The sequence below is a fragment of the Sutterella sp. AM11-39 genome (assembly GCF_003472385.1).
GTDB lineage: Bacteria > Pseudomonadota > Gammaproteobacteria > Burkholderiales > Burkholderiaceae_F > Duodenibacillus > Duodenibacillus intestinigallinarum.
This window is the reverse complement of sequence record NZ_QRLV01000001.1, coordinates 300,205-318,096: the sequence shown is the minus strand read 5'-3', so window position 1 is coordinate 318,096 and position 17,892 is coordinate 300,205. Positions and strand designations below refer to the sequence as shown.

The 17,892-nt window shown below is 56.3% G+C and carries 13 protein-coding genes; 10 read left to right on the top strand and 3 right to left on the bottom strand.

Features of this window, described 5'->3' with window-relative positions; all coding sequences use genetic code 11:
* Positions 1-28: 28 nt before the first annotated feature.
* The 4 genes from hslU to sppA all read left to right on the top strand — a co-directional run bounded on the left by hslU (position 29) and on the right by sppA (position 5,102).
* On the top strand, positions 29-1,378 hold the full coding sequence (hslU, locus tag DW133_RS01485) for an ATP-dependent protease ATPase subunit HslU (protein WP_118274509.1): 1,350 nt from the start codon (positions 29-31) through the stop codon (positions 1,376-1,378).
* A 233-nt stretch (positions 1,379-1,611) separates the two neighbouring features.
* Entirely contained in the window at positions 1,612-2,517 is a 906-nt protein-coding gene (argB, locus tag DW133_RS01480; RefSeq protein ID WP_118274507.1) for an acetylglutamate kinase, read from the top strand.
* On the top strand, positions 2,510-3,286 hold the full coding sequence (locus DW133_RS01475; RefSeq protein WP_118274505.1) for a pyrimidine 5'-nucleotidase: 777 nt from the start codon (positions 2,510-2,512) through the stop codon (positions 3,284-3,286). The genes argB and DW133_RS01475 overlap by 8 nt, the downstream gene beginning before the upstream one ends.
* Before the next feature lie 16 nt (positions 3,287-3,302).
* The gene (gene sppA, locus DW133_RS01470) at positions 3,303-5,102 is read left to right on the top strand and encodes a signal peptide peptidase SppA (RefSeq protein WP_118274503.1); all 1,800 of its coding nucleotides are present in this window, start codon (positions 3,303-3,305) and stop codon (positions 5,100-5,102) included.
* A gap of 186 nt (positions 5,103-5,288) precedes the next feature.
* Here sppA and DW133_RS01460 read toward each other — a convergent pair whose 3' ends face one another.
* The gene (locus DW133_RS01460) at positions 5,289-5,675 is read right to left on the bottom strand and encodes a (deoxy)nucleoside triphosphate pyrophosphohydrolase (RefSeq protein WP_118274499.1); all 387 of its coding nucleotides are present in this window, start codon (positions 5,673-5,675) and stop codon (positions 5,289-5,291) included.
* A 56-nt stretch (positions 5,676-5,731) separates the two neighbouring features.
* A complete protein-coding gene (locus tag DW133_RS01455) occupies positions 5,732-8,701 on the bottom strand; it encodes a DUF3427 domain-containing protein (protein ID WP_118274497.1) in 2,970 nt (989 codons plus the stop codon).
* 363 nt (positions 8,702-9,064) lie between these two features.
* On the opposite strand from DW133_RS01455, the gene DW133_RS01450 reads away from it, so the two are divergent.
* The 6 genes from DW133_RS01450 to DW133_RS01425 all read left to right on the top strand — a co-directional run bounded on the left by DW133_RS01450 (position 9,065) and on the right by DW133_RS01425 (position 16,904).
* Positions 9,065-11,776, top strand: coding sequence for a molybdopterin-dependent oxidoreductase (locus tag DW133_RS01450; RefSeq protein ID WP_233542071.1), 2,712 nt, complete (start codon positions 9,065-9,067; stop codon positions 11,774-11,776).
* A gap of 118 nt (positions 11,777-11,894) precedes the next feature.
* On the top strand, positions 11,895-12,491 hold the full coding sequence (locus DW133_RS01445) for a 4Fe-4S dicluster domain-containing protein (RefSeq protein WP_118274495.1): 597 nt from the start codon (positions 11,895-11,897) through the stop codon (positions 12,489-12,491).
* A gap of 12 nt (positions 12,492-12,503) precedes the next feature.
* On the top strand, positions 12,504-13,316 hold the full coding sequence (locus tag DW133_RS01440) for a hypothetical protein (RefSeq protein WP_118274493.1): 813 nt from the start codon (positions 12,504-12,506) through the stop codon (positions 13,314-13,316).
* Between the two features lie 32 nt (positions 13,317-13,348).
* A complete protein-coding gene (locus DW133_RS01435; protein WP_233542070.1) occupies positions 13,349-14,017 on the top strand; it encodes a molecular chaperone in 669 nt (222 codons plus the stop codon).
* Entirely contained in the window at positions 14,005-14,610 is a 606-nt protein-coding gene (locus DW133_RS01430; protein ID WP_118274491.1) for a 4Fe-4S dicluster domain-containing protein, read from the top strand. Before DW133_RS01435 ends, DW133_RS01430 begins: the two co-directional genes overlap by 13 nt.
* Positions 14,607-16,904 (top strand): FAD-dependent oxidoreductase, encoded by a 2,298-nt coding sequence (locus DW133_RS01425; RefSeq protein WP_118274489.1) that lies wholly within the window; start codon positions 14,607-14,609, stop codon positions 16,902-16,904. Before DW133_RS01430 ends, DW133_RS01425 begins: the two co-directional genes overlap by 4 nt.
* On the opposite strand, the gene DW133_RS01420 is transcribed toward DW133_RS01425, so the two are convergent.
* The gene (locus tag DW133_RS01420) at positions 16,893-17,873 is read right to left on the bottom strand and encodes a LysR family transcriptional regulator (protein ID WP_118274487.1); all 981 of its coding nucleotides are present in this window, start codon (positions 17,871-17,873) and stop codon (positions 16,893-16,895) included. The two genes, DW133_RS01425 and DW133_RS01420, sit on opposite strands and share 12 nt — an antisense overlap.
* Positions 17,874-17,892 lie beyond the last annotated feature (19 nt).

Genomic DNA, 17,892 nt, shown 5'->3' with positions numbered 1-17,892 from the left:
TTTTCCCAAGAACAGATTTTTTTCCGAGATGACCGAAACCGACCGCTCCATGCTCACGCCGCGAGAAATCGTGAGCGAACTCGACAAATACATCGTGGGTCAGAACGACGCCAAGCGCGCCGTTGCCGTGGCTCTTCGCAACCGTTGGCGCCGCAGCCGCGTGCCTGAACCGCTGCACTCCGAAATTACGCCCAAGAACATTCTGATGATCGGGCCGACCGGCGTGGGCAAGACCGAAATCGCCCGCCGCCTGGCTAAGCTCACCGATGCGCCGTTCGTCAAGACCGAAGCGACAAAATTCACCGAAGTGGGCTATGTTGGCCGCAACGTGGAATCAATCGTGCGCGATCTGATGCAGGCTGGCATCAAGCTCGTTGAAGCGCAGCAGAAAAAGCGCGTGATGACGCGCGCTCGCGAACAGGCTGAGGAACGCGTGCTTGATCTTCTTCTGCCGCCGCCCGCTCCCGTCGAAGGTCAGGCGGCTCCGGTGCCCGTGGAAGGCGCCGCTCGCCGTCGCTTCCGCGAAGATCTGCGAGCCGGCCGTTTGGACGACAAGACCGTTGAGGCTGATGTGGCAAGCACCGCTCCCGTCTTCAACATGATCGGTCCGGAAGGCATGGACGATCTTGAAAACCAGTTGCAGAACGTCTTTGACAAGATCAACGCCTCGCGTCGCGAGAAAAAGCGTCTCAAGATTCGTGAAGTGATGGAGATCTATACGGACGAAGAAGCGGGCAAGTTGATCGATCACGAAGACCTCACGCGCCGCGCCATCGAAAGTGTGGAAAACAACGGCATCGTCTTTATTGACGAAATCGACAAGATCGCGGGCGGGGCCGAGCGCCACGGCTCGGGAGATGTTTCTCGCGAAGGTGTGCAACGCGATCTGCTGCCGCTCATTGAAGGCACTTCCGTGAAGACTAAGTACGGCTGGGTGAAGACCGATCACGTGCTCTTTATCTGCTCGGGTGCGTTCCACCTTTCCAAGCCGTCGGATCTGGTTCCCGAATTGCAGGGCCGTTTGCCGATTCGCGTGGAACTGAAGAGCCTTACCGAAGAAGACTTCGAGCGCATCCTTACGCAGACTGACGCTTCTGTCGTCAAGCAGTACGAGGCACTTCTGGGTGCAGACGGCGCCAAGCTCACCTTCACGCCCGAAGCGATCAAGGCGATTGCGCATTACGCCTTTGAGGTGAATGAACGAACGGAAAATATCGGTGCGCGACGTCTGTACACCGTGATGGAAAAGCTGCTTGAAGAAGTGAGCTTTGACGCGGGATGCCGCAGCGCGATGGAAGTGACCATCGACGAAGCGTACGTGCGTGAGCGTCTCGACGTGCTCGCGGGCGATCAGGATCTGTCCCGCTACGTGCTCTAACGATCGTTCCGTCTGCAAGACAGAGCCTTTGGGCTCTGTTTTGCTATGCGGACTCGAACGGTGTTCGCAAGCCTCATCGTGCGGTATAGTTTGGCGCGCTTGCAACGGCGTTGACAAAAAAAGAAAGTATCATCAAAAGAACGCCGCGGACTTGTGTCTGTGCCCGACGGCACGCAAGTGAATTGCCTTTCGTTCGGAAGCAAATCCCCTCGGTCAAAAAAGGATGACAAACAATGCAGACTTCCGCCCCCAACACCAATTTGGTGCCCGCTTCGCTCAAAGCTGAAGTTCTTTCCGAAGCTCTTCCTTACATTCAGCGATTTCACGGCAAGACGATCGTGATCAAGTACGGCGGCAACGCCATGACGGATCCGAAACTGCAACGCGCTTTCGCGCGAGACGTGGTGCTTTTGAAACTTGTCGGCATGAACCCGGTGGTTGTGCACGGCGGCGGTCCTCAGATCAACAGTGCCTTGAATCGCGTGGGTAAGGTTAGCGAATTCGTGCAGGGCATGCGTGTCACTGATCCCGAGACGATGGAAGTTGTCGAATGGGTGTTGTGCGGTGAGGTGCAGGGCGATCTCGTGCAAATGATCAACTCCTTCGGCGGGCATGCCGTGGGTTTGACCGGCAAGGATGGCAGCCTCATTAAGGCGCGCCGCATGAAGCTGCAGGACACCAACGACCCCAACGTGTATCACGACATCGGTCAGGTGGGTTTGATCGAGGAAATCAATCCGTCGCTCGTTCAGGCGCTCGAACAGGATCACTTCATTCCGGTGATCAGTCCCATCGGCATGGGTGAAGACGGCTTGGCCTACAACATCAATGCCGACGTGGTGGCCGGAAAGATGGCCGAAACGCTTAAGGCCGAAAAACTCGTGATGCTTACCAATACGCCGGGTGTGCTCGATCGCGAGGGCAATCTTCTAAGCGGACTGACGGCCTCTGAAATCGATGCGCTCTTTAAGGACGGCACGATTTCGGGCGGTATGCTTCCCAAACTTTCTTCTGCGCTGTCGGCCGCCCGCAACGGTGTGCGCAGCGTGCACATCATTGACGGACGCGTCAATCACTGTTTACTTCTTGAAATTCTCACTCCGCAGGGGGTGGGTACGATGATTTCGGCCGATGACTGATAACAAGAAACGCCGCAACAAACCGATTGAAAACGCTGACGACGGACAGACCCGTGCGCGACTGAGTCGCGTCAAGGTCTGGCTGATCGACTGCGACGATACACTCTATGAATCTTCCCGCGGCATGTTTGCTGCCATTCATCTGCGCATGGAGTCGTTCATTGCGCAAAAGCTCGGCGTGTCGATTGAAGAAGGTCGCCGCCTTCAGCACGCCTACTGGGCGCGCTACGGTGCGACTTTTCTAGGGCTGGAAAAGCACCATGGCATTGCCCCCGAGGAGTTTTTTGAGGCCACGCACCGGTTCGATCTTTCCGAAGAAGTGCCCGAAGACTTCAGCCGCGCCAAACTGCGCGACAGTCTCAAGGCCTTAAAAGGCAAGCGCGTTTTGGTGACCAACGGTCCGGAGTGCTACATCAAGGCGCTTTTGCCGCTCTTGGGCATTGCCGACCTGTTTGATGCGGTGGTAAGCGCCGATGATATGCGAGTGATGGGAACCTGGCGCTGCAAGCCTGACGAGACTCTTTTTGCCGGCTTGGCGGCGCGATTCAAGGCTCGTCCCGAGCAGTGCGGTTTTGTTGAAGACAGCCCCGTGAATCTCAAGACGGCCAAGAAACTCGGCATGGTGACGGTTTGGTGCGCGGGCTATCGCAAGCGCGAACCGCATCGCATGCAGGCGCACGCCTGGGCCGACGTTGCAGTCGATTCCCTGGTTGAGCTGGCCCGTCGCGTGCGTAACGCTCGCTCGCAGGCCGGCATGAGACCGAATTAAGGCAGGAGAGACGCAAATGCTGAAGGTGTTGAAGACTTGCTGGCGCGGGTTGGATTTTCTGAGGCGTCTGACCCTGAACCTGGTCTTTTTGCTGATTCTCGGCGCGATTGTTTTTGCTTTTTTCTACGAAAAGCCCGTGAGCGTGCCCAACAATGCCGTGCTGCTGGTGACCTTGTCGGGGCAGGTTGTCGAAGAAGACGATTTCGACGGCCAGGGAACGTTTTCCTCCATGGTCGACGGTTCGGATTCGCTTACGCGTCTGCGAGATGTGACGCGCGCTCTGGCGCTTGCGGCTGACGACAAGCGCATCGCGGCGGTGCATTTCCGCGTGCAGGATCTGCAAAAGGCTGGGTTGGCTTCCTTGCGCGAAATCGGTGCGGCGATGGATCGTGTCAAGGCCGCCGGCAAGAAGATCACCGTTTGGTCGACGGGCTACAGTCAGATTCAGTACGCGGTAGCCGCACACGCCAACGAAGTTTTCGTACACCCGATGGGCGGCGTGATGCTCAAGGGCCTTTCGGGTACCCGTTTGTATTGGGGCAGTGCGCTTAAGGAACTGGGTGTTACGGTGCACGTCTATCGTGCAGGCGAGTATAAGAGCGCTCCGGAAGTGTTCGTGCGCTCGGCTCCTTCCAAAGAGTCGCTTGAAGCAGATCGCTTTTGGATGAAGGACATCTGGTGGCAATACACCGCCAGCATCGAGTCTTCCCGAGGCCTGATGCCGGGCATCGTCGACAAGGTGATCTCCACCTATCCGGATCTTCTTGAAAAGGCGCAGGGCGACATGAGTCGTGTGGCGCTCGATCAGAGCCTGATCGACTCGGTACATACGGCCGATGAGGTGATTGACATTCTGCGCACCCGCATGGGTTGGAAGAGTGCGACCGAAGAAAAGTTGCTCGATTACCGGCTTTATCTTGAAGCCGCTGAAACGGTGCCTTCCGGCAAACGCATCGCCGTGGTGACGATCGAAGGTGAAATCAAGGACGGCGGCGACGGCCCCGGCATGACCGGCGAGCGCGATGCCGTGCGACGTATCCGAGCCGTGCGCGAATCGCCCGATTATGCGGCGCTGGTGGTGCGCATCGATAGCCCCGGCGGCAGTCCGGTTGCGTCTGAACTCATTCGCCGTGAACTCGAACTTGTCAAGAAGGCGGGCAAGCCTGTGGTGGCAAGCTTTGGTGACTATGCTGCCAGCGGTGGCTATTGGGTGGCGCTCGGCGCCGACACGATCGTGACTGATCCGATGAGCATCACCGGCTCCATCGGTGTCTTCGGCATGATGCCGACCTTTGAAAAGGCGATCTCTCGTCTGTCGCTTGGCACGGGCGGTGTTGCAACGTCGCCATTGGCCGATGCCATGAATCCGCTCAAGTCCGTGACGCCCGAGTACGGAAAGATGATGGAACTGTCGGTGGCTCGCATCTATCGCGATTTCATTTCATTGGTCGCCAAGGGCCGCAAGATGGACGAGCAGAAGGTGACAGCGCTTGCGCAGGGCCGCGTCTTTACCGGGCGTCAGGCGATTGATATGGGCTTGGCAGATACGTTGGGGGGTCTCGATGTTGCGCTCGCCAGAGCCGCCGAGATGGCCAACGTTCCCGGAGCGCAGGCTGAATTCATCGAGCGCGACGGATCAGGGCTTTCGGTGATGGTAATGCGTCTGATGCGCCGCGCCATGGTCGAAACAGGTTTTGCCGAAGCAATGCGTTTGACGACTCCTGCCGTGCAGGTGCTCGAGCCCGTCCAACGCCTGCGGCAGACGGTTTCCGGCAGTATGCCGCTCTATGCGCATTGTCTGTGCACGCCGCAGTAGCAAGCTTTCACGCTGCAACCATTCGGCTGTTGAGGATTCCGCAGAGTTGATCGCAATTTCGCCCGAGGGTTACCTCGGGCGAAGCGGATCTTTTTGAAGCACTGCAGAAAGACGGACTGCGATTGGAACAGGAACGCATCCCAATGTCGGTTCTCAATCGAGCGTTTGTTTCTCAGATTGACAGGCTCAGAGAAGCTTTTTGAGTGCTTCCACAACTTCAATGTCAGCCGGAAGCCAATCTACAGTGTCAAGTTCATCGCGGGTGAGCCACTTCATGGCTTCATGCTCGACCAATTCGATTTCGCCCTGCGTGATGCTCGACAGGAAGCAGTGCATCGTGAGGTGAAAGTTCGGGTAGTCGTAGTCGACCGTTGTCACGAACTTGTCGGGGTGAATCGTGATGCGCAGTTCTTCTTCAATTTCGCGCACGATCGCTTCTTCGGCGGTTTCGCCTTGCTGCACTTTGCCGCCGGGGAATTCCCAGCCGTCTTTGTATTCGCCGTAGCCGCGCTGTGTGGCAAGAATTTTGCCGTCCTTGACAATGATGGCGGCAACGACTTCAATGGTCTTCATTGTGTTTGCGTCCTTTCAATAATGGGTAGCAAGTATACGTGCTGATAAAACGGTCTCTACGAAGTGAGATAGGTGTAGATGTCGTTTCGAACCGGCACACGCAATCGGTAGTTGATCTCAAAGGCATCGGCGCCGCCGACAACCTTGACTGGTTCCGGTTCGCCCTCAGCGTCGATTTCGCCCAAGAAGTAGAACGATTTCGCCTCGGCATCGTCCTTGTTTTTTCGAACGAAAAGGTAAATGCGGTTGTCCTTGTCCTCTTCGGTGCGCTTGAAGATGTGATCGGCGTCGCTCGAATTGACTTTGCGTTTGGTCTTGGAGAGCGCAACCATATGATTTTCCGATACGAAGTGATCTTCGTAGGCAATGGCGCCTTCGTCCTTGTTGTAGTTGACGAAAACAGGCAAGGTTCGCGACGGTTTATCGTAGAAGTAGCCGCCAATGTTCTGCGCCGTGATGTTGCGCGACCAATCGAGCATACGGCAGACGTCTTCGTAGGTGTAGCGCTCGTAAAGTTTCAGGAGCGTATTGCCGTAGCCGCCTTTGTAGGTGAGCTCGTAGCGCGTCTTGATAAATTCGGTCAGATCTTTCAGTTCCCGGGTGAGAAGGGGATTGGCGGAAAGCGTTGTCACGAACGCATCGGCGGCGCGCCACTCGCCGTCATCGTCAAGTTCGATGACAGCGCAGTCGGCATTGTCTTTCTTTTCTTTTTGCGTGCGCCAGAAGTCGCTTGTGAGGATGTGCTCACAAGACTGAAGGTGCGCCTCAGACGGACTCGAGGAAAAGCGTTGGACAAAATCGGCAACAAAAGCGGCTTTGAGTTGATCACGTTCGCCTTTGAGGATCAGTTCGATCACAACAATTTCGCTCAGACGCTGCGCATTGCCGAGCCGTTGTGTGATGTACGACAGATACTTCTGCGCGGCGGCATCCATTTCGCCGAAGTCTTCGCCGTCTTTTTCCATTTTCTTCAGGAAACCGTAGTAAGTGCCGCAAGCGTCGAAGATCTTCATCGGATCGATCAGGCCGTGCACATCGAAGTCGAGAATTGACGGAATGCGTCCGAGCTTGAATTTAAGCAGTCGATAGGCTTCGCGTAGGCTTGACATGGTGTTGGTGCGCGCCGAGTCGATTGCTTTGTAGATGCGCTCGCGCGAGATGGCATCAAAGTGAATGCTCGAAGGACCGGACAAAACTTGCGTGCCGGTGGAGACCACGCGGCGCATGTAGTCCTTGTTGTAGGTGCGATCCCCCGAGAGCGCCACCGGAATGAGAAAGTTATTGTTGTATTCTCCGATGAAGTCCAGTATGACCACGTATTCCTTTGACTCGTGCTTGCGCAGGCCGCGGCCGATTTGCTGCACGAAGACGATGGGACTTTGCGTGGGACGAAGCAGGATGACTTGATTGACTTCGGGAATGTCGATGCCTTCGTTGAAGATGTCAACCGAGAAGATGTAGTCAAGTGCTTCATCACCACTGTCCAAGGCGAGCCGTCGGCAGGCCTCTTCGCGGGTGCTTTGCGAGTCGCTGCCGCTTAAGTGGACGGTGCGAAGACCTCGTGAGTTGAATTTCTCAGACAATAGCCGCGCTTCTTCGTTGGAGCTGCAAAAGACAAGTGCCTTGAGGCGAACACCGCTGTAGCCGTAGTAGGCGGACTGCTTGAGAATGTGTTCGACGCGATCGTCGGACGCCAGTTTTGAGAAGTCCTTGGCTTCGTAGTCTTTGTCGTTGACCGAAAGTCCGGAGATGCCGAAGTAGTGAAACGGGCACAGAAGGTCGTTGGCAAGCGCCTGCTGCAGTCGGATTTCGGTAAGGATGTTGTGACCGAACAGACCGTAGACGTCAAAGCCGTCCGGGCGCTCGGGCGTGGCTGTCATTCCGAACCACAGTTTGGGCTTGAAATGCTGCATGATTCGGTCGTAGCTCGCGGCGCCGGCGCGGTGCACTTCGTCAATGACGATCACATCGAATTCTGTCGGGGCAAACGTGCCGTCGTTGAGGTGCTTGACCATGGTTTGCATGGTTGCAAAGACAATGTCCCGATCAGTTTCCTGCTGTTGCCCGATGAAAACGCCGTATGTGTAGGACTGGCCCATGACGTGGCGGTAACTCTCAAGTGACTTGCGGGCAATCTGTTCGCGATGTACGAGAAAAAGAGCTCGTTTGGGCTGCATGGCTTTGAGGGCAAAGGCCGAAGCGTAAGTCTTGCCAGTACCGGTGGCCGAAATCAACAGACCTTTTTTGGGGACGGTGATGTCGGCGCCTGGCTCTTCTTTTCTCATGAGCGTCAGAAGATTGTCTGCGAGGCGCTTTTGCATGGCGTTTGGACGGATTTCGTGGTGGGCGAGCTCGCCAGCGAGCGTCGGTTCTTGCGAGAAAAACGCTCGCCGTACCGTTTTGGTTTGTTCATACTCGATTCGGTAGTCGTCGAGTACGTCTTCGAGTGCGTGAGAGGCCGGATGTTCCCATAAGGCATCGAATTCGGTCTGAATCTGGCGTGCGAATTCACCTTCGGCGGCACTCACAAGTCGTGCGTTCCATTCCTGATTGACGGTAAGTGCCGTCTGCGTGAGGTTGGAGCTGCCGACAATGATGCTGCGAAGCCGTCCTCGATCAAAGATGTAGCCCTTGGTGTGAAACCCGGTTTGTCCGGCTTCTTCGGTACGAAAGAATTTGATCTCGATGTTAGATAGTCCGGCGAGCTTCTCGAGCGCACGCGGGTCGGTGAACATCAGATAGTTCGTCGTTAGGATGCGCCCCTTGATACCTCGCGCTTCCAGTTCTTTGAACGTCTGCAGCAGTGGCGTGATGCCGCCCATCGTGATGAAGGCAACGCTGAAATCGAACTTCTGGCAGCGCAACAATTCTTGTTCGAGCACCGAAATCACTTTGGTGCCGGAGCCCGACATATCGTTAGCCAGCAATTGCGCGCGCAGATTTTGCTCCGAAGCGACCGAAGCGTCGACAAACGACGTCAAAAGTCCGTCGCGCAGACTGCGGCAGAAATTTCCATCCAAAGCCATGGCACTCGAGAAACAAGAGAAGAAAAGTCACTTCCGGCAGCATAGCCGGAGCGACCGGTGCGTGTCCAGGAATATTTCGAGATAGGGCTTTCCCGAGAGAAAGACTTGAGTATCGGACAACTTTCATTTTTCACAACATAGCTTGCGGATTTTTGAAGTTGTCCCAGGCAAATGTTCGGAGACTTCGCAGAAAACAAAAAATAAAAACTCAAGAAGTTTTTTTTCGACCCGGGAAAACCTGCCGGACAAGACTGACAAAGCGCTCAGTCTTTGCCTTTCGACTCCACACCCCTGACCGGCAGCCGTTTTCCTCTAATGGAATGCTCAGTCAAGGCGTGCTGTTTGCGCTTTGATTGCGGCGTCATGACAAAAGCAGGAGAACAGGCAATGAAGTCCCTGATGACCTCAAGAAGAACGTTGATCAAGGCGACAGCGTTTAGCGGACTGGCAGCTGCAATTGACAAGACGATTCCGATCGGCTTGATTGAAGATGCTAAAGCTGCCGGGGCGGCAGCTAAAGTTGAAGCCTCTGCCGGCGGTGATACAAAAATCGTAAAGACGTGCTGCCGCGGTTGTATTCAGAATTGCGGTGTTTTGGCTCATGTCCGAAACGGTCGCGTTGTCAAGCTTGAGGGCAACCCCGAATACCCGATGTCGCATGGTGCAATCTGCGCCAAGGGCTTGTCGGGCATCAATGCGCTCTACCATCCGGAGCGCAACAAGTATCCGTTGATCCGCGTGGGCAAGCGCGGTGAAAACAAGTGGAAGCGCATTAGCTGGAAGGAAGCCATTGATACCATCGCTGAAAAGATGATGGAAGTGCGTGCCAAATACGGCGCCGAATCTGTGCTCGTAACGACGGGCGGCGGTGGCAACCCGGCCTTCCGTGGTATCCCTCGTTTTGCCAATGCGTTTGGCACCCCGAACTTTTATGAGCCGGGCTGCGCACAGTGTTATCTGCCTCGTACGCTTGCTTTCGGCATGATGTACGGCGGTCCTGATACTTCAATTGCTGACGAAAAGTCGCGCGAAATCTACAACCCCAACACGGAAATGAAGACATTGGTGCTGTGGGGTACAGATTCATCCAACAGCAGTCCGGCCACCGGTGGCAACGCCATCGTGCGTTTGCGTGCCAAGGGCGTTCGCACGATCGTCATTGATCCGCGCTTTGTTCCGGAAGCTATGCGCGCCGATGTCTGGCTGCCGATTCGTCCGGGTACCGACGTGGCACTGATGCTGTGCTGGATTCGCTACATCATGGCCAACAAGCTCTACGACGAAGACTTCGTCATGCGTTGGACCAATTTGCCGTATCTGGTCAACGCCAAGACGAAGATGATGCTTCGAGCAAGCGACTTGGATCCTAAGGGTGATGCCAAGACCTTTACGGTTTGGGATAAGAAGACCAACAGTCCCAAGGCAATTGCTTATCCGTGGGATGATGCGCTTGATCCGGCGCTTGAGGGGACGTTTGAATACAAGGGCGTGACCTACAAGACGGGCTTTACGATGATGCGCGAGCGCAGCGAACCGTGGACGTTGGAAGCTGCAGGCAAAGAGTGCCGGCTTGATCCTGAAAAGATCAAGAAGGCCATTGAGTTGTACTGCGACGGTCCGGCCGGTATCTCTCTCGGCGTTGCGACCGACCAGACGCCCAATTCCGTGCAGGCGGCAATGGGGGCTGTCATTTTGAATGCCTTGGCTGGTAATGTGGAACGCCCCGGCGCTCTGATGCAGCGCAACCCGACGACCAATGTGGTGCCCGCCGGATCTCTGGCAACGCGTTGCTCGTATCTGCTTCCCAAGGGACAGCTCACCAAGCGTCTGGGCAGCAACGAACACAAGGGGCTTATGCAGTGGGATGCTGCGCAACCTTCGGCCGTGCTGCAAGCCATGCTCACCGGCAAACCCTATCCGATCAAGGTTTGGCTCGAGCGCTCCGGCAACAAGATGCTGCAAAACGCCAATCCTCAGAGTTGGTTGCCGGCTATGAAGAACGTTGATCTGATCGTGCACATGTTCATGTATCCGACATCGTTCTCGATGTACGCCGACATTCTGTTGCCCGCGACCGAATGGCTCGAAACGAACATGCTGGTCGAAGCGCTCAATATGGTCTTTGCGCGCCAGCCTGTGGCCCACGTTTGGGAAACCGAAGACGAAACGCTTTTCTGGTCGAAACTCATCAAGCGCTGCGCGGCACTTGGCAACGAAAACTGCAAGCGCGCGTGTGATCCGGCCTTCATGAAGGGTGATTTGGCCTACTGGGATTCGATGGAAGAACTTCTCGACGGCCGTCTGAAGAATATCGGCATGACCTGGAAGCAATTCCTGAAGGTTCAGCCTTACACCTTCATGCCGTATGAAAAGTGGAACAGCTACTACGTCTACAAGAAGGAAGATCCGAAGACGGGCAAGCCCGTGGGGTTCGGCACGCCTTCGAAGAAATTGGAACTTTACGGAGAGGTCTTTATTGAATTGGGTCGCACCGGCAAACCGTATGCCTTGGACAAGGTGCCGCCGGTGAAGAAGGACTACGATCCGTTGCCTTACTACCTGCCGCCATCCGAATTCACCGAAGAGACGCGAAAGGATTACCCGATCACGCTCACCAACGGTCGTCTGCCGATGTACCACCACGGTACGTTGCGCAATATCCCGTATCTGCGCGAGATCTATCCCGTTCCCGAAATCTGGCTCAATCCGGTTACGGCGCCCAAGTACGGCGTTACGACTGGCGACTGGGTTTGGATCGAATCCAAGCGCGGCAAAACACGCGGCAAGGTTCGCGTGACCGAAGGTATTCCGCCGGAGACGGCTTATATGGAACGTTTCTGGTTCCCCGAAACGCTCTACACGAAGACGCACGGCTGGACGGAATGCAACGTCAATGTTCTCACGAAGAACGACGCTCCCTTTAACGATATGGTCGGCACCTACACGCTGCGAGGCATTCAGGTGCGCATCAGCAAGGCCAAGGAAGGCGCACCGAAGGGAATCTGGCAGAAGCCGGAAGACTTCGCACCGTGGATGCCCAAACCCACGGATACGACGCCTAATCCGAAGCTCTAAAGGGTGACGTAGTCTGAGAGATATTCAGTCTTAAGGCATGAGGACACTGGAAGTGGCATTAGGCATTCCATTGGTGCCCTCGCCTTGAGACCGATAAAAAATACAACGGAGAACAAAGATGACCCACAAGACATTGGTTATCGATCTTGATCGCTGCATCGGCTGCTATGCCTGCGAAGTTGCCTGCAAGAATGAAAACAGCATTCCGCTGGGTGTGCACTACAACAAGGTGCTCACCATCGGACCGCTCGGAAAATTTCCAGACATCCAGCAGTATTTTCTACCGTCCGTTTGCCAAAACTGCCGTGAGGCTCCCTGTGTGAAGGTGTGCCCGACGGGGGCCACCTATCAGCGCAAGGAAGACGGTCAGGTTCTGATTGACAAGGAAAAGTGCATCGGTTGCAAGATGTGTATGGCCGCGTGCCCCTATGGTGCACGCAGCTTCAATGCGCAGGCCAAGGTGGTCGAGAAGTGCACGCTTTGCGACCATCTGCAGAAGGTGGGCGAGAAGCCCGCTTGCGTGAAGGTATGCTGCGCAAACGCTCGCTTCTTCGGAGACATTGATGACCCCAACAGCGATGTTTCCAAGGCGATCGCAGCGGCCGGTCCCGAGAACGTGCACTCGATGCCCGATAGCGGCAACAAGCCCACGGTGCGTTACATCCTGCACAAGAAGAACGCTCCCTGGCAGCCCAATCCTCCGAAGATGCTCTGATCGGAGTTGAATATGGGTGTCGGCTTTGCCGCAGTGCTTGCGGCGGTGTTTGCCGCCGCCGCGACAGGTCTTTCGGGCGCGGTCGCCGTGCTCGAGAGACGCAGTGCGCCTGTTCCGTCGCTTACGCTGGCAAGCGCGCTGGCCTGTATCGCATTGCTGGCTTTGGCAGGCACTTCTTTGATGCAGTTGGGCAGGCCGCAATTGATATTTGCGGCCTTTTCCAATCCCGCTTCCTCGATTTTCAAGCTTGGGGTTGCATGGATCGTAGCGCTTGCGGCTTGCGCCGCCTATTTGGCGGCCATCCACCGAGCCGCATACGAGTCAACGTGCCGCAAGTTGGCGCTGATCGCTTCCGTTGCTGCCGCACTGGTACTGATGGCTCACGCAAGCAACTACGTCATGCCGTGGCGCGCTGCCTGGAATACGTGGAGCATCGTGTTGCCGTTTTTCGGCTATGCGGCGCTGATCGGGGTTGCGACAATGGGATTGGTTGGGGCCGTCCACGGCTACGCGCTCGACAGGCGGGTGAGTTTGGCTGCCGGCGGTTTTGCTGTTTTCGGACTGGCGCTTTACCTTGTCATTGTCGGCGGAACCGATGCCGTGGAGCCGACGGCCTCGCGCGTGCTGACGGGCGATCTGGCGACCTGGTTTTGGGGGCTGACCGTAGGTGCGGGCGTCGTGCTCCCATGGGGACTGACGTTGTTGGCCAGGCAATCGAGAGTGGCGCTTACCGCGGCTCTGTTTGCGGCCCTAGTCGGTTGTGCGGGTTGGCAAATCGTTGTGCTGCGGCTCGGGTCGGCTGCCTGGAGTTTTTTCGCGCGATAGCGCTATTTGAATTTTGAATGAGAAAGGAAATCATGTTGACCAACCGTGACTCGCAATGCCGTGCACTTGCCGATCTTGGGAAAGTCATTGCCTCGGCTTTTGCTTTTGAAATGAAGCAGGCCTACATGGATGTGGTGATGAAAGATCGGGATGCGTGGAATTTTCACGAACGTGCGGCCAAAGGCGCAGACATGATTGCGGATTGGCTTGCAGACGGCGCAGGGGAAGATAAGGAGGAGACAGCGGCAGCTGATTTTGCCCGCGCTTTTTTGGGTGCCGGTGTTGTCAATCAGGTGGCGGCCTATCCGTTTGAGTCCGTTTACACGAGTCCGACGCGGTTGGTGATGCAGGATGCCTATGAGGCCGTGCGTCAGCTGTACCACAAGTACGGATTCGTCAAAAGCGAAGATTGTGATCTGCATGAAGACCACATTGCGTTGGAGATTCAGTTTCTGGCACATCTGAGCGGCCGCGCGGCCAAGCTTTTTGAAGAAGGTAAGGAGGCCGAAGCGTGTGATGTTCTTCGGCTGCAAAAGACGTTTATCGAAACGCATATTGAAAACTGGGTTTCGCGTTTTTGCGACGATATCCGTGCCTGCCCCGTTTCGCCCTTCTACAAGGGTTGGTCATATATCCTCGAGGGCTTCGTCTTCACGCTTAAGGGTGCGATAGAAGACATGCTGCAGGAATGTCCGAGCTAAACGACAAAGCGGTCACGCGCAGACAGGTGGTGGCGGGTGCCGTCGGTGCCACGGCGTTGCTTGCCCTGGGGGCGGGCGTGCGCGGCGCGAAGGGATCAGGCGAGCTGATTCGTCCTCCGGGCAGTGTCGGCGAAGACGAATTCTTGGCGCGCTGCATTCGGTGCGACCGCTGCCGCAGCGTCTGTCATCTGAATGTGATTTCGGTGGCGGGATTTTCCGACGGGCTCATCCATGTCCGTACGCCCTTTCTTGATTTTCATCTCGGACACTGCGACTTTTGTCAGGACTGTGCTCGGGTGTGTCCGACGCATGCCATCGAAATGTTTGATCCCAAAACGGTCAAGGTGGGTGTGGCCGAACTCACCGAGCGTTGCATTGCGCTTCGAACCGGGGCTTGTCGGCTTTGTTACGACGAGTGTGAATACAAGGCCATTACGCTGGACGCCCGAAACCGTCCGGTGATTCATGCGGATAAGTGCAACGGTTGCGGTTTGTGCGTGAAGGTGTGTCCGGCTAATGTTCTGCAGTCGTTTAAGGACGGTTCACAACGGGGAGTTGTGATTCATCCAATTCACAAGGAGGCTCAAAAATGAAAAAGCCTCTGAAGTCGTCTTGGCTGCGTACGCTGATTCCCGTCGTTTTCATTTTGTTCACGGTTGTCGGAACGATCTGGCACACCGGATGGGGTACCTTGTCTTCCTTCGGTTGGAAGGAGATTGCGGCGATTTGCCCCTTGGGCGCTCTTGAAACAATGCTTGCCGAAAAGACGATTTTGCCCAGAGCGCTTGCTGCTTTGGCTGTCTTTTTCGTGCTGGTGGTGATTTTCGGGCGCTTTTTCTGCGGCTGGCTTTGTCCCGTTCCGTCCGTTTCCCGTTTGCTGCAATTTCTGAAAACGGGAGGGCGCAGACGAGAAAAGGAAGAAGATGTTGCGGAGGAAGATACGCAACGGCAGATTGTTCTGCCGGCACAGCCGACACAAGACAAGCACGCGGAAACGTGCGGCATTTCATCGTGTGCCGGCTGCTCAAGCTGCAGTGCGGGTGAAGCGGTAAAGAAAACGGCAGCACAAAAACGGCAGGCGGCAGACGCCGGTCCTTTGACTGTTCTTGCCGGCGCTCTGGCCTCAAGTGCCGTATTCGGCTTTCCTGTGTTCTGCTTGATCTGCCCCGTCGGTCTGACCTTTGCCGTGGTGATCGCACTTTCGCGGTTGTTCCAATTCAATGAATCGGGCTGGGAAGTTTTGATTTTTGCGGCATTTCTTGTCTTGGAACTGCTGGTGCTGCGACGTTGGTGCCGCAATTTCTGTCCGCTGGGAGCCCTAATCGGGCTGATGAGCCGATTGAATCGCCTTTTTGTGCCGCGCATCAATCCCAAAGCCTGCGTGCATGCGACGCATGGCGTGGACTGCCGCATTTGTGCGGACGCTTGTCCGGAGGGTATTGATCTCAGAAGGGGAAAATTGACGAGCGCTGACGTTTCAGTGTGCATCAAGTGCCGTGCCTGTGCCGAAGTTTGCCCTTCACGAGCAGTGAGTTTCCCGTTGCTGCCGTCGTCGCCTTTTGTCGAGACGGCTCCGATGCCGGCGCGCGGCCGAATCGAAATCGTGCCTGTCGCTGAACGTCTCGTCGGTTACGAAGAAGTCAGGCGGCCGCTCGATATTCGGGAGGCTGTCAGGCAGAGCTCGCGTTGCTTGCGATGCGGTCGATGCACCTCGGTCTGCCCTCAGGGTAACCGTGTGTCGCAGTGGATGGCTCTTTTGAGTCGGGGCGATGTGGATGGTGCGGCTCGATTGATGCTGCAGGAAGGCGCCTTGCCTGAAATCTGCGGAAGGGTTTGTCCGTCCGAACGGTTCTGCGAGCGTGTGTGCTCCATGCAGGAAGCCGAAGGCGCAGTGATGATTCCCGATATCGAACGCGCGGTGTCGCAGTATGCGCTTGACCACGGATTCAAACCCGGCATTCGTCGCGCGAGAGTGCCTGCCAAAGCAGCGGTTATCGGAGCAGGACCGGCGGGGCTGGCTTGCGCCGATTATCTGGCCAGACGCGGCGTGAATGTGACGGTTTACGACAAAGAAAGGGATATTGGCGGGCTTCTTTCCTACGGCATTCCGCCGTTTAAGCTTTCGCGAGACGTTGTTGCGCGGCGCAGAGCGCTCTTAAACGAACTGGGCGTGAAGCTGGTGATGGCAACGACATTGGGCAAGGAGCTGGACTTCGAGTCGATTCGTCGGCAAAACGATGCGGTGTTTGTGGCCACCGGCGCGGGTTGCGCCGTCGGTCTGTCACTGCCGGGAGAGGATTTGCCTGGGGTGTTGCCTGCCATGGTGCTGTTGGGAGCAGTCAGTCGTCGAGCGCTCGGTGAGTCGAACCAAATGCCGGATGTAAAAGGCAAACGCGTCGTGGTGCTCGGCGGCGGCGATACGGCGGTGGATTGCTTGCGCTGTGCGATTCGAGAAGGGGCGGCCTCGGCGACGGCTGTGGCAAGAAAGCCGAGAGAAGCACTGCGAGCTATGGTTGGCGAACTGCAACAGGCCCAAGAAGAGGGAGCAGAGATTCTTTGCGGGTTGCAGGTAGAGCGTCTCGTGTCTGCCGGCGGCATTGTGTCGGCAGTTTTGTGCAGGGATGGGGACGGAAAAGAACTCGAAGTGCCTGCGGATGTTGTCTTTGTTGCCTACGGATTTAGGCCGGAACCGATTCCCTGGTTGGCCGGCAGCGGCGTTGCATTTGATAACGCAGGCCGCATTTGCGTGGATGACAACAACGCGACGAACGTGGCCGGAATTTACGCCGGGGGTGATGCTGTGCGCGGAGCGGCTTTTGTGTCGACGGCGGTGGCCGACGGAAGACGCGCAGCGCGGGCGATTCTTCGGTATTGCTCAATTACCTGACTGTCGGCGGGCACGGTCGAACGCAACAGTTGCGGCCATGTGCGCGAGCTTGCTGAAGTTTCGCATCTGAGTGCCGAGAGTGATCATGAACCATTCGGCAAACGCACGCAGTCTCGGGGAATTGCGCTCGTCTTCCAGACGAGTGATCAGGCACATTGTCCAGACTTCTCGCTCCCAACCTTCGAGAATGGGAACAACCGTTCTGTTTTGAAGTTCCTCGAGTACGTGGCCGGCATAGAGGTCCACGGTAATGCCCTGATGGTTGAGCAGCAATTGCTTCAAACTCATCTGGTCGTGCGTCATGAACGTGTTTTTCCAGTGAATCGGCGCGCAGTCGCCACTGACGTTGTACAGAACGTCCGTTGGGTCATGAGCCACGGTTTTAAGCAGCAGTCCGGTGTGCTCGGAAAGGTCTTCGGGGGATTGGGGGATGCCGTGTTTATTCAGGTATTCGGGTGTGGCGAACACCGGCGTGGAGGAGCTGTTGTATTGCCGAACGACGAGGCCGGAATCATCAAGCGGAAGGCGGTTAGCGACGATGGCATCAACCGTGTCTGCCCGGATCGCATCCGGATGAACTTCGGGCAGGATCGCAAATTCCACATCGGGGTGGTCGCTCGAGTAGTGCAGTAAGGCTTCGGAGAAAAATAATCTCGCAAGCTCAATGGGGGCGGCAAAGCGAATGGTGAGTTTGTCCGTCAGATGATTGCGGGTGAAGATTTCCAGATTGCGAAAACCGGTGACAAGAGGTTCGACGGACTTGACGAGTTCGGCACAGCGCGGCGTGGGTGAGATCGGACGGTGAGACTTGTCAAAGAGCGCGAAGCCGAGCTCTTCTTCAAGGTTGTGAAGAAGGCGCGAGACCTTGGGCAAATCAAGATCAAGGACAATAGCGGTGCGCGAGAGACTGCGCGTACGGGCGGCAACGACGAGCACCTCCCACGCTTCGAGGTTGTCGATGGTTTTCACGGTGGTTTCGAAATTGGGC

Coding starts and splice junctions, on each gene's coding strand:
- hslU (WP_118274509.1), top strand. CDS start 29: ATGACCGAAACCGACCGCTCCATGCTCACGCCGCGAGAAATCGTGAGC.
- argB (WP_118274507.1), top strand. CDS start 1,612: ATGCAGACTTCCGCCCCCAACACCAATTTGGTGCCCGCTTCGCTCAAA.
- DW133_RS01475 (WP_118274505.1), top strand. CDS start 2,510: ATGACTGATAACAAGAAACGCCGCAACAAACCGATTGAAAACGCTGAC.
- sppA (WP_118274503.1), top strand. CDS start 3,303: ATGCTGAAGGTGTTGAAGACTTGCTGGCGCGGGTTGGATTTTCTGAGG.
- DW133_RS01460 (WP_118274499.1), bottom strand. CDS start 5,675: ATGAAGACCATTGAAGTCGTTGCCGCCATCATTGTCAAGGACGGCAAA.
- DW133_RS01455 (WP_118274497.1), bottom strand. CDS start 8,701: ATGGCTTTGGATGGAAATTTCTGCCGCAGTCTGCGCGACGGACTTTTG.
- DW133_RS01450 (WP_233542071.1), top strand. CDS start 9,065: ATGACAAAAGCAGGAGAACAGGCAATGAAGTCCCTGATGACCTCAAGA.
- DW133_RS01445 (WP_118274495.1), top strand. CDS start 11,895: ATGACCCACAAGACATTGGTTATCGATCTTGATCGCTGCATCGGCTGC.
- DW133_RS01440 (WP_118274493.1), top strand. CDS start 12,504: ATGGGTGTCGGCTTTGCCGCAGTGCTTGCGGCGGTGTTTGCCGCCGCC.
- DW133_RS01435 (WP_233542070.1), top strand. CDS start 13,349: ATGTTGACCAACCGTGACTCGCAATGCCGTGCACTTGCCGATCTTGGG.
- DW133_RS01430 (WP_118274491.1), top strand. CDS start 14,005: ATGTCCGAGCTAAACGACAAAGCGGTCACGCGCAGACAGGTGGTGGCG.
- DW133_RS01425 (WP_118274489.1), top strand. CDS start 14,607: ATGAAAAAGCCTCTGAAGTCGTCTTGGCTGCGTACGCTGATTCCCGTC.